Annotated in this window: 13 protein-coding genes and 1 other RNA gene; 4 read left to right on the top strand and 10 right to left on the bottom strand. The window is 64.9% G+C overall.

Features of this window, described 5'->3' with window-relative positions:
* The 3 genes from Van01_RS27870 to Van01_RS27860 all read right to left on the bottom strand — a co-directional run bounded on the left by Van01_RS27870 (position 1) and on the right by Van01_RS27860 (position 2,423).
* On the bottom strand, positions 1-255 hold the full coding sequence (locus Van01_RS27870) for a hypothetical protein (protein ID WP_204013757.1): 255 nt from the start codon (positions 253-255) through the stop codon (positions 1-3).
* Positions 252-1,844, bottom strand: a complete 1,593-nt coding sequence (locus tag Van01_RS27865) for an FtsK/SpoIIIE domain-containing protein (protein WP_204013755.1) — start codon at positions 1,842-1,844, stop codon at positions 252-254. The genes Van01_RS27870 and Van01_RS27865 overlap by 4 nt, the downstream gene beginning before the upstream one ends.
* 183 nt (positions 1,845-2,027) lie before the next feature.
* Positions 2,028-2,423, bottom strand: a complete 396-nt coding sequence (locus Van01_RS27860) for a transcriptional regulator (RefSeq protein ID WP_204013753.1) — start codon at positions 2,421-2,423, stop codon at positions 2,028-2,030.
* Between the two features lie 1,043 nt (positions 2,424-3,466).
* Between Van01_RS27860 and Van01_RS27855 the strand changes: the two genes are divergently transcribed.
* Positions 3,467-3,910, top strand: coding sequence for a hypothetical protein (locus Van01_RS27855; RefSeq protein WP_204013750.1), 444 nt, complete (start codon positions 3,467-3,469; stop codon positions 3,908-3,910).
* Here the strand turns inward: Van01_RS27855 and Van01_RS27850 are convergent.
* The 4 genes from Van01_RS27850 to Van01_RS27835 all read right to left on the bottom strand — a co-directional run bounded on the left by Van01_RS27850 (position 3,894) and on the right by Van01_RS27835 (position 6,201).
* A complete protein-coding gene (locus Van01_RS27850; RefSeq protein ID WP_239099351.1) occupies positions 3,894-4,670 on the bottom strand; it encodes a glycosyltransferase family 2 protein in 777 nt (258 codons plus the stop codon). The two genes, Van01_RS27855 and Van01_RS27850, sit on opposite strands and share 17 nt — an antisense overlap.
* On the bottom strand, positions 4,658-5,479 hold the full coding sequence (locus Van01_RS27845) for a GntR family transcriptional regulator (protein WP_204013747.1): 822 nt from the start codon (positions 5,477-5,479) through the stop codon (positions 4,658-4,660). The genes Van01_RS27850 and Van01_RS27845 overlap by 13 nt, the downstream gene beginning before the upstream one ends.
* A gap of 127 nt (positions 5,480-5,606) precedes the next feature.
* Entirely contained in the window at positions 5,607-5,951 is a 345-nt protein-coding gene (locus Van01_RS27840) for a hypothetical protein (protein ID WP_239099350.1), read from the bottom strand.
* Positions 5,938-6,201, bottom strand: coding sequence for a hypothetical protein (locus Van01_RS27835; RefSeq protein ID WP_239099349.1), 264 nt, complete (start codon positions 6,199-6,201; stop codon positions 5,938-5,940). Before Van01_RS27835 ends, Van01_RS27840 begins: the two co-directional genes overlap by 14 nt.
* A gap of 624 nt (positions 6,202-6,825) precedes the next feature.
* On the opposite strand from Van01_RS27835, the gene Van01_RS27830 reads away from it, so the two are divergent.
* Entirely contained in the window at positions 6,826-7,236 is a 411-nt protein-coding gene (locus Van01_RS27830; RefSeq protein ID WP_204013744.1) for a GntR family transcriptional regulator, read from the top strand.
* Between the two features lie 150 nt (positions 7,237-7,386).
* Here Van01_RS27830 and Van01_RS27825 read toward each other — a convergent pair whose 3' ends face one another.
* The 3 genes from Van01_RS27825 to rnpB form a co-directional block, all read right to left on the bottom strand.
* On the bottom strand, positions 7,387-10,470 hold the full coding sequence (locus tag Van01_RS27825; protein WP_204013741.1) for a COR domain-containing protein: 3,084 nt from the start codon (positions 10,468-10,470) through the stop codon (positions 7,387-7,389).
* A gap of 328 nt (positions 10,471-10,798) precedes the next feature.
* Complete coding sequence (locus Van01_RS27820; protein WP_204013738.1) at positions 10,799-11,032, bottom strand: hypothetical protein; 234 nt, start codon at positions 11,030-11,032, stop codon at positions 10,799-10,801.
* Between the two features lie 393 nt (positions 11,033-11,425).
* Positions 11,426-11,836, bottom strand: an RNA gene (gene rnpB / locus Van01_RS27815) — RNase P RNA component class A.
* Positions 11,837-12,140: 304 nt separating this feature from the next.
* On the opposite strand from rnpB, the gene Van01_RS27810 reads away from it, so the two are divergent.
* Together Van01_RS27810 and Van01_RS27805 are read left to right on the top strand one after the other, a co-directional pair.
* On the top strand, positions 12,141-12,647 hold the full coding sequence (locus Van01_RS27810) for a DinB family protein (protein ID WP_239099355.1): 507 nt from the start codon (positions 12,141-12,143) through the stop codon (positions 12,645-12,647).
* Positions 12,648-12,725: 78 nt separating this feature from the next.
* Positions 12,726-13,487 (top strand): sulfite exporter TauE/SafE family protein, encoded by a 762-nt coding sequence (locus Van01_RS27805; protein WP_204013732.1) that lies wholly within the window; start codon positions 12,726-12,728, stop codon positions 13,485-13,487.
* Positions 13,488-13,552: the final 65 nt, after the last annotated feature.

The raw sequence follows: 13,552 nt of genomic DNA, 5'->3' as shown, positions 1-13,552 counted from the left end.
TTACCTCCGGGCCGGGGCGACGCGGGTACGGATGTGCTCGGGCGGTTCGCCGAGGGAGGCGACGGCTTCGGACAGGCAGCGCCACAGCGCCCACGCCTCGTCAGGGGTGAGGTGCATGCGACGCCGGCCGCCACCGACGGCGAGATAGACCGGGTACGGGTCGGGCCGCTCGCGGTCGACGCGGACGGACACGGCGGTGCTGGCCGTGCCGTCGGGGTGCGGGGCGCGGAGCCGATAGAAGGTCGGGGTGGTCACCGCGGCTCACCCCCGTCGGTGTCGCGCAGGATGTTGAGCAGGGAGTCCGGCAGCAGCGGCCCGCGTGGGCGGGGCAGCGGCGGACGGTGGGTGGGTTCGGGGGCGGTTTCCCGGCCAACCTGGGCGAGGATGTCCGCCGCGTCAGCCGGCGCCGGATAGTCGGCGGCGAGCTGGCGGATGTCGTCGTCGGTGATGTGGGAGAAGCGGACCCGGGCGGGTTCGGGGGTGCCGTCGAGGATCACGTACCCGACGCCCTTGGCCCAGCGGGGCATCTGATCGGCCAGGGCACCCCGGTTGCGGGCACCGTCGCCAAGGACGAGGTCGACCTGAGCGGCCTCGGTCAGGCCGAGCGCGATGCGGGTCGGGAACAGATCCCGAAACGGCAGCACCTCCTTGCGCGGATCCTGCAACGCCGCCACCACGAGAACGCCGACGCCGGCCCCCTGAGACAGCAGCAGCCCCAGCGACGAGGCGATGCGCTTGCGCAGCTCGACGTCTTGCAGGTAGGCGGTGAGGGCGGCCATCTCGTCGATGACGACCACGACCAGGGGGTCAGCCTCGGTCGGCGTGTGCACCCGAACCGTGCCGGCAAGCCGGGTCTGCCGCTCGCGCAGCACGGTGACGGCCTCGTCGAGGAGGTCGGCCATGGCCTCGAAGGACTTGCCGGCGAACCGGGCGAACAGCGGTCGGCCCATGGCGAACTCCATGCCGCCCTTGGGGTCGATCACCCACAGCCGCACCAGCCCCGACGAGATCCCACCTGCCAGGGAGCGGACCAGGGACCACAGCACCGAGCCCTTACCGGAGCGGGTCGCCCCACCGATCAGGACATGGGTGGCGAGCAGGTGCAGCGACCAGTGCCGCAGGTCTTCCCGCCGGGCCAGGGGCAGCGCGGTGAGGTCCGGCACCGCAGGTACGTCGAACGGCTTGACCACTGTGCGCAGCGCATCGGTACGGACTACGACCAGGTACACCAGCGACGGCCGATCCCGGTACCGCACCCGGTCGATGGCGCCGAGGACGAGCGCCCAATAGCCGGTCCGGGGCGGCGGATCGCCGGGACGCTCGGAGTAGACGCGGGCGTGGCGGCGACCGAAGGCGTACGCCAAATTGGCCGTGACCTTCTGGAACTCCTCCGGCGTCTGCCCGCGCACCATGCGAACCGTCAGCACGTCCAACGCCTGATCCGAGCGCACCCGCAGCAGCTGCGGCATGACCGGCCGATGGTCATACGTACGGGTCAGGCCGCACAGCGTCATGGCTTCCCGCCACGCCCGCCGGTAGACGAACACCTGACGGAACCAGCCCAGCACCGGCCCCGCCAACCAGGTCCACCACGATTTTTCGTGCTTCCACCGCCACACCGCCGACACCAGGCCAGCCAGGACCAGCGGCACGATCAGCCCGGCCCGGCCGAACTCGGCGTAGAGCCACCCGCCGGCCACGACCAGGCCCACGATCACCGGATGCCGCACACACCAGACAGCAGCCCGGAACAGCCATCGCAGCAGCATCCCGAGCGCGATCAGCCACAGCGGCAGCTCAAGCCGCCGAGGACGGATCACCATCAGGTCCCCGGCCGTGGTCATCACGACCTCACCACGCGGCCGGCGGATCATCGAACACCCCGCACGACCGCTACCAGCCCCCGCGTAGACGCGGGCATACCCTTGGACACGTCACGACCTCTCTCGACAGAGCAGGGGAAGAGACACCAGGGGGCGGGGCTGCCGTCCGCCAAGACCAGACAGCCCCGCCCCCACCAGATGCGGCTACGTCGCCGCCTTCTTGCCGCCGACCACCGGAGCGCGCAGCCCGGTCGCCCGCAGCGAATACGCCATCCGACCGTTGTTCGCCACGTACGGCGTCACGGTCATCCCGTCGAACTCCACCGCCTCGAACGGCGCACCCGACGGCGGCACCGGCTGATAGTCAGCCGAGATCTTCACCGTCGTCTCCCGGGACCGCTTGCCCAGCTCAGGGTCAAGGTCCATCACCCGGACCTGCCACACCCGCTGACCGGTCACCTTGTCCTTCGCCGGGGACCGCCGACCCGTCTTCTCGTCGTAGTCCTCAACCTCACCCAGCGACTCGGGCACCAACGCGCACCCCGCCGGGAACACGTCCTCGAACCGCACGGCGAACCTCGTACCGCCACGCAGAGCCATCGCTCACCCTCCAACTTGTTGACTTGTCTGCCAAGTTGCGGTCCAAGGTAGACGGCACTTGGCAGACAAGTCAACAAGTTCGCCAGCGGCTTTCGAAAAGACCAAGCCAGACAGGGCCACCACCCGGGCCAGGACATCATTTTTGATCCGGCTTGTCAGCATTTGCGTCAACTTGGAGGGCCTAGACCGGAAGGGCGGAACCTCAGTCGAGCGCCGGAAGAGGTCCAGAGAATTCCCCGAAGAGTTCCGCAGAAGAGTCCCGTAGAAGAGTCCCGTAGAAGAGCCCGGTGAAGAGCCCGGTGAAGAAGTCCCGTAAGAAGGTCCTACAGAAGAATTCCGCAAAAGAGGTTCAGTAGATACTGCAAGTTCAGCAGGCCGTGTAAAGTGCGAACTAAGGTTTGTAACGTTGAGGTTGGTCGAGCACCGAGCGCAGGACTGCTTGAGCTGCGCTAGGTGCCTAGCGCAGGGAACCGTTTGGATGACTTGACGGTCAACAGCAACAGCTAGTTGACCGTCATGGAGGAACGGGCCCCCGCCGTGCCGTCGGAAGCGAAGGCGGGAGCCCGTGGGGGGGCTGGCCCACCTGAGTCAGGTAGGTTGGCCCCCGTCCCCATCCCTCAGCAACGCCAAGACCAGCGACGCCAGAGTCGGCGCGGCGAGCTTGAAGAGCCAGCCCAACCGCTCCACCACCCGGCGACGTCGGCGCGCGTCGCTTTCTCGGCCCCGATCTCCCCGCCTACGCGGCTTCGGCCTCTTGGGATGTCTGGCCACACTCCACCTTCCTCTCGCGACACATGTCATCCGCCACCCGGAGGTGGTGGAACTGGTTGCGCATCGGAAAGTCGGCCGGAGTCCAACCGGAAAGAATCATACTCGCAGAGGCGTCATAAATTGCAACAGCCACCCTGGATTACCTATCACCGAGAAGGACTCGCTTTCTTTGCTGGGCGTGTCGGTCCTTGACTCTCCGGGCAATAGCCTTCAACAAGGCAAGACATGTTGATCTTGGTGCCGAGATTCGTTAGCACGAGGAGTGGCATAGCATGCAGACAGACCAATCAGGCGTAGACCCAACCCACGCTCGTCCAGCCGGCGTCGATGACAGGACCGTTGAGGCCCTGGGCGAGTTGAGCAAGGCGCTAGAGACTATCCACCGCGTACGCGGTCACTTCTACTCCGCCCACCAACTCGTCGGTGGCGCGGACCTTGCCCTTGATCGGGTGGTCGAGCTGTTGCGACAGGCAGGGCACGACGAGGTAGCCGACCGGGTGGAGCGGGAGTTGCTGGGCCGGAACGTCCTACCAGGCCGGTGGACCTTCCAGATCATGGAGGAGTTCGATGATGGCTACTACGCCGCGTTTCAGGAGGTCGAGCGTTACGCGCGGGAGACGTTGGCTGGCGGTCGGCGGCACATCTATGAGGCGGAGATGAAGGAGCGGCGGCGTACCCATGGGATGCCGGGGCATGAGGCTACGCCGCAGGAGTGACCGGCAGTCCGTTCGGAAGCATCGCGGCCAGGGCTACGGCTCTGGCCTCGATGATCTTCATGCGGCCTTCGTACTCGACGGGTTCGCGGTGGGCGGCTTGGCTGGTGACCTGGCCGGGCCATTTGCGGTAGAGCAATCCGTGCTCACGGGTGAAGTAGCCCTCGCTGACCGCGCTGGCGGCCAGGAGTAGGCCGGTGTCCTCGGAGGCGGGCAGGGCCATCCAGCCGCCGAGGGCCAGGAGCAGATTGCGGCGAATGCAGAGGGTGGCGGGGTGGACCTGGGCGCGGTAGCCGTTGGCTTGCCAGAAGGCCAGGACAGCACCGCGGCTAATGGGTCCGCCGTCCGGGTCCATGTCCCATCCGACGGTTGACCCGTCGGGCATCAGGTCCAGGACCCGCGAAGTCGTCCATCCGATCTGCGGGTGGGCGTCAAAGGCGGCGATGTCCCGGGCGAGAGCGCCGGCCATGAGTTGGTCGTCCGCGTCGAGCACCTTCACCAGGTCGCCGGTGACGCGGGACAGGGCGAGGGTGCGGGCGACACCGGGGCCGCCGGGACGACCGCCACCGATGCTGATGCGAGGGTCGTCCGGCAGCACCTGGGCCAGTGTTCCGGTCTGCCCGTCTTCCTGGACGAGCCATTGCCAGCCCCACCCGTCGGGCATGTCCTGCTTGACCAACGAGTCGTACGCGCCGGCCAGGTACTCGACACTCGGGGCGTGGACCGGGGTGATGACCGAGACAAGCTGCGTCACGTTTTCCACCGTTGCAGTTTGTGGGAGTAGACCAGTTCCGTCCGGTCCCCCGGCATCACCACGTCGGCCACCTCGACGACCCGGCCGGCGGTGTCGATGGAGGTCTTGCGCACGGTCAGCACCGAGACGCCAGGGTCGATGTCGAGCAGTTCGGCCTCATCCGGCGACGGCGGACGCGCCCGAACCTCTTCGTCGATGCGGTCCAGCTCGACGCCGACCGTATAGAGCTGGTGCTGTGAGCCGCCGGGCCAGGGCTCATTGTTCTGGTCGAGCAGGTCCGGGTTCGCGGCCACCAGGTCATAGGGCAGGTACGAGTACGACATGGTCAATGGCGCATTCTCATGTCGCGACGAGGTCCAGTAGACCCGGCGCAGCAGCGGCGTACCCGGCTCAACGTGCAGCGCCGCCGCCATGTCTGCATCGGCTTCCACGCGGGCGTACTCGGCGTGGAACTTGAGATCATCGACGGTCAGGCCGGTGTCATGCTCGGTCGCGCCGGTCTTGAGCCGCTCGTCCTGGTCGAGCAGGACGCGGTCCTTCTCCCACTGGTACCGCTCCGCGTTACGGCGCCGTACCCGCTGGCGGGGTGCCCGCACGTAGGTACCGCGCCCCTGCTCCGCGCGGACCAGGCCCCATTCACGGAGCTGACGGATGGCGTTGCGGACGCTGGTGCGTGACAGGCCTGACGTGTCGGCCAACTCCGTCTCGGACGGCATCAGCGTGCCGGGGGCGAGTTCCCCGCTCGTGATCTTGACCCGCAACTCTTCAGCGAGTTGCAGGTAACGAGGGCGCCAGTCCCGGCCATGCACACCGGTCACCGTACCCCCTAGACGTTCCAACGACTGCCAGGTGGTCCCACCCGCCGGCCGCTCCGGCACCGGATCCACCGCCACCACCGGCCGTCGCGGTCGATGCGCGGGAACCGGAGTACGGCGGGAGCTGCGGTCAGTGGCGGTCATAGTGTCCCTCCAACGGTTGTCCCTTGGTCATCACCCGCCACCGGGCGTAGGTCAGTTCGTAGATCAGCCGATCGACCTGCACCCGCGACAACAGCACCGACTGCGTCGCCCCGGAGCGGGTCGCGTCGACCTTCACGACCGGGTCGCGGCGCCGGAGCCGGTCCAGGAGCAGTTGCACGCTCACCCAGCCACCGCCCTCGCTGCCGATCGTGGCCAGCAGCCGGCGATGCATCGGATCATTCGGCCCGCAGCCCCGACACCAGTCAGGACACGACGCCTCATCGGCAGTGTTGGCCGTGTGGATGTTGGTCGGCTCGTCACTGTCGCCCATGCTCACCCTCCCCTGAGCCGGCGGCTTGCGTCAGAAGCGAGCCGAGCTGGTCGACCAGGTGCTTCGTTTGCGGGAGGGTGAGTTCGGCCCAGCCGGCGCCGGCCCGGCAGGAGGCGTGCACCACGACCGTCGGCGATTCGTCGTCGGAGCCAATCAGGTACGACACGACCAGCCCGGACGACCGGACCTCACCCACCCGCAGCAACACGCCCCGATGGCGTCGCGCCATGTGCGCCAGCACCGGCGGCACCAGATGACCGCAACGATCCGGAGCGCACCACGCAGGATGGCTCGCGACGGCGGGACGGCTGCTCGTCTGACTCATCGGGGCCACCGCCCACCGTTGCCCCGGAAGATTTGGCCCCGGGTCAACAGCGGCGCATGAGGCAGCGCCGGCAACTCACGAGTCCGCTCCAACGACCAGCGCAACGGAACAGCGTTGCGTGCAGGGACGGAATCGCCGGATCGGCTCCCGGCTGCGGGTCCTGCCTGGTCCGACTGTCTGCGAGACCGCCAGAACTTGAACCAGGGACGTCGACGATGAGAGCCAGGCATCGCACCTCCAGGGATAGGAGAGCCGGCGGCCGACCAGGGGGAATCAGCCGGCCACCGGCCCGACAGAGGGCACGGCGCACCGTCCGACACCGGACGGGTCGGGTAACACCGAGCCACCTTGAACGCGCGGCCACCGCAACCGGCCCACCAGGACGCCGCGCCTCACGCACGACCAGGCTGACGCCGCACCACCCTTGATACAAGCCGTCATCGCGGCCGCACACTCGGAAACGTACCTACAAGTGGACGAGTTGTCTACACACCAAAACGACGCACCTGGTTGACACTTGGTAAGACAAGTGCCAGGTACGGTGAACGAGTGCCCACCCCGCACTACGGACAGCCCCGCTACCGCGTCATCGCCGATGAACTGAAGGAACGCATCGAAAACGGTGTCATCCCGCTCGGTGCCCTACTACCAACTGAGAGCGTCCTCACCGCCGAGTTTCAGGTAGCCCGCGGCACGATCCGCAAGGCAATTGCCGCCCTGCGAGACGCGGGTTACGCCGCCACAGAGCATGGGAGAGGCACGTATGCCACCCAAAAGAGCCTGCACCTTACGCAGGGGCCGACAGTTAGACTCCGAAGAATTCCTGCCGATGAGCAGCTAGCAACCCTGTTTCAAATCAAGGTTGGAACAACGCTGATTGAGCGGGAGACAGTGGTTCAGCGCGGAGACCAAGTCGACATGGTCATTAGAGCCTACCGAATACTTCCCGCCACTCCCTAATCGGCACGACACGCCTCCCAAACTTATTAAGGCGATACCGCAAACAGGCTAAAGCACCTATCACGTCTCGACAAAGATCAGGCTGTAGCGCTTAGCGATCATTCGCAGTAATCACAAGTCCTGTTGGAGCCCATTCGCATCCGCTAGGAGCTAAGCATCTTCAGGCACTGCTGGACGAAGTGCAAGACCTGCCGGAGGCAGTTCTTCAGATTCAGCAGATACTCGCTGGTGCAACATTTCCTTCGATAGCCTCGACGCTTCGCCCTCAATAACCACGGCCATCGATTCCTCCGGATGCACAGACGGGACAGGCAATTCCGGAAGGCCCGGATCATACTCATGGTAGTGGTCAGGGCAGACCCAGAGCAGCTCGCCTGAGGGCGCCTGGACCCGGCGCAAATCCCCGAAAGACCGATTTTCATCGTACTTGAAAAGCAATGATCTCAGCCCCCGAAGCGCCTGCCCCTCAGGCTTCGTTAGCTCGTTCTTTGGCAATTCTTCGAAGCGCTCTTGCCGCTCCACCGCAGCCGGCAGTTTCTCGGCAAGCACTTTCATCAACTCAACCCGCTTTGCAATGTCATCTACCGCCTGCTTAGAAAGGGTGACTCCCGCAACAGCTCCGACAATTGGAACCGCTAGGCGCAGCGTCTTCAGCACAAAGTTGGCATACGGGGCGATCTTGACGAGCCAATCTCTTTCCTGCTTGAGTTCATACGTGGCGGGTTTCCACGGATGCCACTCCCCTGGATGCTCACACCACAGAGTCAGGTAAACCAGCTGGAACGCAAATGCTCGCTCCCGAAGTATGGCGGCCGGAGTGACGGGTCCTGCTTTCCGAGGGGGCAGCGCCAGCGTAAACATCCGAGGGCAATCGATCACTTCAGCCGAAACAACCTTGAGAACTCTCCTCAAAGAGTCGGCACTCTGTGCCGCGAACGCCTCTACTCGCTGAACGGTTCCCTCCATTCTCCCGACACTCGCATGGATCGCACCCAACTCCTCGTGCAATGCCTCCAAATGAGACCGGATCTCCACTTGACCGGAATTGAAACCAGTTAGCAGTACCGAAATGTCATGATCGTGGTCACATTCCAAGCAGTCACGACTTACTCGGCCCTGCTCCCTTCGCCTGAGCAGCCCAGTCAGTGGAAACTCACCTGTACAGCCAGGTGTCGGGCAGGGGACTAGGAACTGGTAATGAAGACCCGGCCATCGACTCCGCAGCAGGTGTTCAAGACTGTCTCTTAATACGTTAAAAAACAGGTCCGGCGACGGGGCACGAACTTGCATAACCAGACGTCCTTCTTGCTGAAGCTCAATAAGCGCTTCAGAGGCATACGCCTGTATCGGGTGTCGAAGGAAAACCCCGTTTCGCCAATGCTTATCAACCGAGGCCGAGTGATGCCGCACAGTAAGCCAAGCCACAATCCCTGGGGCTGAATCTTGTAGCTTGCAGATCAATGTCACAACTCGGACCGTTGGCGACGTCGGCGTTCGGAATGTCCAAGGCAACACTGGCCGCGAGTGAGGAACAAGCTGGGCAATCAGGCTCTTCTTTTCACGATCGTCGAGACGGTAGGAGATATCGAACTTCTCCATTAGGCGCAAAAAGTACGGGTGATGCTTCGCAGGATAGACGTCTCCCTCACTGCGATCCTGCCATATCGTCCGGAGACGAGCATGGTCTAGCACTCCGTTAGCGGATCTCGTAGGCGCATCCTCTAGTACGTAAGCAATCGCTTTCGTGAGCCATTCCGGGTTCAGAACGACGATATCCCGAAGCCCTTCATCATCACCGTAGTAGATAATGTGGCCCAGATCGTGCAGAAGCTCCGCAAGAGTAATTGTCTCCTCTCCATCGAGCTGCTGCGCCTCACATGCTTCAACAAAATCGGTCCATGCAATTTGTGGTTCACTCTTATAGCGTGCGAGAACGTCGTCACGGGCGGCAATCCAACGTGGACTGAGCATTCTCCCCATCTGGGGAAGCGCAGCAGCCTCCTTAGCAATTTCAGCCCGCAGGTCTGAAATCCCTAGCCCGCTTTCATTGTCCACTGGAATTTGAGCGGATATCATGTTTGGGAACATCTGCTTGAGTTGTTCTAAATCGATCTCCGGGTTCCGTTCATCGCAGTGAGTGGGCACCAAGATTGCGCGCGCCTCACGACCAACACGTAGTCGAACGCGGCTTAGCCAGCCCTCAACCTCACTCTGCTCCTGCCCCTTGCGGGCATTCCACACCAAGATATACAAAGCACGGCGACTAAAAAAGAACTGGTGGGTTATCCGGTAAACCTCTTGCCCACCAAAATCCCACGCGCGCACGATCATCTCGCAATCAAGATCCGGATGACCGAGAAGGAACGGATGGATCTCTAGGCCATGCGTGGTGCTGCGGTTCCGAATGAATTCCTCATCCTTCAGAGCAGCCACGAGTGAGGTTTTACCAACCTCCCCTTCGCCCACGATAAGCACTTTCGCCTCGTAGTGCGGAACCGCGTCTTCGAGGCTGCGAAGATACGCATCTAGCGCGTCCAACCCACGCGACACCAAATCTGGCAAAGGGTCAACGAGTGGATTCCTTGCTATCGAGAAAGAGATCGATCGACCGAGTAGTTGCGAGATTTCGCGCGGTAACTCAGTTAGTAGGTTTCCGTCCAACTCAAGCTTGTCAAGCTTCGCTAGAAGACCGATCTCTGCCGGCAATTCCCGTAAAGCGTTGTTACTGAGGTACAGGCGTCGCAAGTTGGTCAGTTGACCAATCTGCGGGGGAAGGTGTCTTAGTCGGTTGTTGCGCAGGTCCAACTGTTCCAAGTTGCGCAACCGAAACAACTCTTCAGGTAATACCTCTATTTGGTTACCGTCTAGGTCAAGTTCACGAAGCTCCGAGAGAAGCCCGATTTCAGGCGGAAGCACGCTGATCTTGTTATCGTCCAGGTAGAGTTCTTCCAGCTTACGCAGCTCACCAATCTCTTTGGGTAGAGACGTCAGCATGTTGCTTCTGACGTCTAGTTCCGTAAGGTTGATGAGGTGCCCGATGCCGGAGGGCAACGACTCTAGCCGGTTATGGATAAGATACAGCCTTTCGAGGTCACCAAGCTCACTGATGGCTGCGGGAAGGCTCTTCAATCCCCACCCGGAGAAGCGCACATATCCATCACGTCGAGCACGCTCGACATCAGCTGACGTGAACTTAGGAGCAGCGCGATCTGCAGTATTGATCTTCGCCTCCACGGGGGCACGTGTCCATCTAGACGTAGACCTTCGCTCTCGGTGACTACGGCGTCCCCGAGAAACATGTTCGCAAGACCGTAGCGAGGAACGCGAGCGACATCGACCTAAGCCCGCGTCGCAATGCGTCGGATTGGCGACAGTCATGTGTCGTAGCTCAAGGAACCTAGACGAACGACTGCCGAATAGGTCTTTCTAGGATCAAGGCACCGCGCTCCGCGCGGTGCGGGGCGGCAAGCCCGGCCGGCGGCAAGCCGCCCCGGCCGCCTACGGCGCCGGGGCGGTGAGCCACCGACAGCCGCCGGGACCCGCCCCACACACCGCAGTGACATCACTCCAGAACGAACTCACCCGGAAGACGTTCACGAAGCGCGGCGACCACATGGCCCAGGCAGTAGTCCAGACTGTTGCCGTCGACCCTGATCGCCGCGACACCGAGCCGCTGGCCCGAGATCACCACCGTCCAGGGCTTGTGCTCCCGCTCGCCGTCAATCTTGACGAGCCCGATCAGTCCCAGATCCCCCAGATGCGCCAGCAGCTCCGGCACGCGCTCGTCCCACCCCATCCACGGATTGGACCACAGAGGCCACGACGGAAGCCGTCGCCCGGGCCTCCGTCGTCGCCGGGGCTTCCGGCTGCCGCGCCAGTCCAAAACCGGGACTGGCTTGCCACCGGGTCACTGGGCCACCGCACCAGCTCCACCGCCAGGACGTGCCCGACCCTCAGCCGCCGGCGGCTCCGCGCACTGGAACCCCACCGCAACCCCGCAAAGACCCTCACGGCGGGACGGCCCGCTTGCCCGACGCAAGGTCAACTGAGCCCGCGCTCAGGGCGTCTCCAGGGCGTCAGGGCGTCGTCGGGGCGTCAAACGCCGACCAAGGTTGACCATGAACGACCATCGACACCCGGACATAGGACCAGCTCAGAGCCGTGATCCAAGCTCTGAGCTGGTGGGCGACGGACGAGTCGACCTGTACGCCGGATTCTGTGCGCGGCGCGCGCCTGGGGCGCGGGCCGGCGGCGGCCATCCATCTCGGCCTGCCGTTGCCGGCAGGCTCATGCGGCCTACCCGCAGACATCGGGCGGGCCGCCCTCAAGCGTCTGCGCGGGCGTCATCCTGCGATGACGGCCCTTTCTTGGCCTTGCTCCGGGTGGGGTTTACCGAGCCATCCCGGTCACCCGGGATGCTGGTGGGCTCTTACCCCACCGTTTCACCCTTACCGTCCCCGATGGGGCCGGCGGTCTGTTTTCTGTGGCACTGTCCCGCGGGTCGCCCCGGGTTGCCGTTAGCAACCACCCTGCCCTGTGGAGTCCGGACGTTCCTCGGCGGCGGGCCGGAGCCCACCGACGCGACCGCCCGGTCGACTCGTCCGTCGCGCACCCATCCTAACGACACCGGGGCCGCGCCTATTGCCGCGCCCGCAACCAGTGCGGGCGGGTACCTGGCTCGCGCGGGTCATCTGCTGGCGGCCCTGACCCCGCCGACTGGCCGGGTCGACCGGCGGCCGGTGAACCGTGGCAGTAAAGGTGGGAGCTGGCCGGCGTGTCGGCCACCTGCACTGCCACGGATCACGCGGCACACCATGCAGGGGCGAGCGCGGCACACCTTGCAGGGGTGGGTGTGGGCGGTTGGCCGGCGTGAAGGCGGGGGTACGGATAATGGCGCGGTGACGATGCCGCCATTTCCCGAACCGACAGCGCCGGCCGACGGGCGGGCCGAGGTGTTTCTGCGCTATCTCGATTATTTTCGGGAGAGCGTCCTGGTGAAGGTCGACGGGTTGGCGGAGCAGGAGCGGCGGGCCAGTCGGCTGCCGTCCGGCTGGACCCCGCTGGAGTTGCTCAAGCACCTGCGCCATGTGGAGTTGCGCTGGATCGAGTGGGGTTTCCAGGGGCGCGCCGTCGCCGACCCGTGGGGCGACTGGCGGGACGGTCGGTGGTACGTCGCGCCGGAGGAGAGCTTCGCGGAGCTGACGGCCGCGCTGCGGGCGCAGGGTGCCCACACCCGGGCGGTGGTCGAGGGTGCCGACCTGGCCGCGCGCGGGGCGCCGGGGCCACGGTGGGAGGGCGCGGATCCGGCGACGCTGGAACGGGTCATGTTCCACCTGGTGCAGGAGTACGCCCGGCACCTCGGGCACCTCGACATCGTGGCTGAGCTGGCCGGCGGCCCGGTCGGGGAATAGCTCCGACCGGAGCGGTGTGCGGGACATCGCACCGGGGTCGGACGGCGGCGCGTGTCGCGGACGGCTAGCCTGCGGATCGTGGAAATCGCCGAAGCCGCGTTGCTGCTCGCCGCCGGTCTCGCCGCCGGCACGGTGAACGCGGTGGCCGGCGGTGGTTCGCTCATCACGTTTCCGGCGTTGCTCGCGATCGGGTTGCCGCCGGTGCCGGCGAACGTCACCAACTCGCTGTCGGTCGCCCCGGGGTACCTCGCCGCCGTGGCGGGCAGTCGGATGGATCTGCCCCGGTCACGGTTGCTCGCCGCGTTGGTGCCCACCACAGTGGTCGGCGCGTTGGCCGGTGCCGGGCTGCTGCTGGTCACCCCGGCGCGGGCGTTCGAGTTGGTCGTACCCTTCCTGGTGCTGGGGGCGACCGCGCTGCTGGCGTTCCAGGATCCGCTGCGCCGGCTGGTCGGCCATCCGCGTGATCTGGGGCCGCGCCGCCGGGCCGTGACGGTCCAGGTGGTGGTGGCGTTGGCTGCGGTGTACGGCGGTTACTTCGGTGCCGCCGTCGGGGTGATGCTGGTCGCCGGCCTGGCCCTGGTGCTGGACGCGACACTGGCCCGGGTCAGCGCGATCAAGAATCTGCTCTCCGCCGTGATCGGCCTGACCACGGTTGTCGTCTTCGCCATCGCCGGCCCGGTGAACTGGGCCGGCGTCGCGGTGGTCGCCCCGGCCACGCTGATCGGTGGGTACGTCGGTGCCCGCCTGGTCCGCCGGCTCCCCTCGGCGGTCCTGAAGACCATCATCGTCGTCTTCGGCACCGTCATCGGCACCTACCTCCTCTGGCGCGCTCTCGCCTGAACCCGCGATCTTGCACTTCCTGACCCCGCGAATCGGGCATAAGTCACTTCTCGGCGACCAGAAGG

The sequence above is a fragment of the Micromonospora andamanensis genome, assembly GCF_016863495.1.
GTDB classification, from domain to species: domain Bacteria; phylum Actinomycetota; class Actinomycetes; order Mycobacteriales; family Micromonosporaceae; genus Micromonospora; species Micromonospora andamanensis.
The sequence above is the reverse complement of the archived record's forward strand: the minus strand, read 5'-3'. Positions and strand labels throughout refer to the sequence as shown.

Excerpts from the sequence above, each read along its gene's own strand:
- Van01_RS27820 (WP_204013738.1), bottom strand. The coding sequence starts at position 11,032 with ATGGGGTGGGACGAGCGCGTGCCGGAGCTGCTGGCGCATCTGGGGGAT.
- Van01_RS27860 (WP_204013753.1), bottom strand. The coding sequence starts at position 2,423 with ATGGCTCTGCGTGGCGGTACGAGGTTCGCCGTGCGGTTCGAGGACGTG.
- Van01_RS27865 (WP_204013755.1), bottom strand. The coding sequence starts at position 1,844 with ATGACCACGGCCGGGGACCTGATGGTGATCCGTCCTCGGCGGCTTGAG.
- Van01_RS27840 (WP_239099350.1), bottom strand. The coding sequence starts at position 5,951 with ATGGGCGACAGTGACGAGCCGACCAACATCCACACGGCCAACACTGCC.
- Van01_RS27855 (WP_204013750.1), top strand. The coding sequence starts at position 3,467 with ATGCAGACAGACCAATCAGGCGTAGACCCAACCCACGCTCGTCCAGCC.
- Van01_RS27810 (WP_239099355.1), top strand. The coding sequence starts at position 12,141 with ATGCCGCCATTTCCCGAACCGACAGCGCCGGCCGACGGGCGGGCCGAG.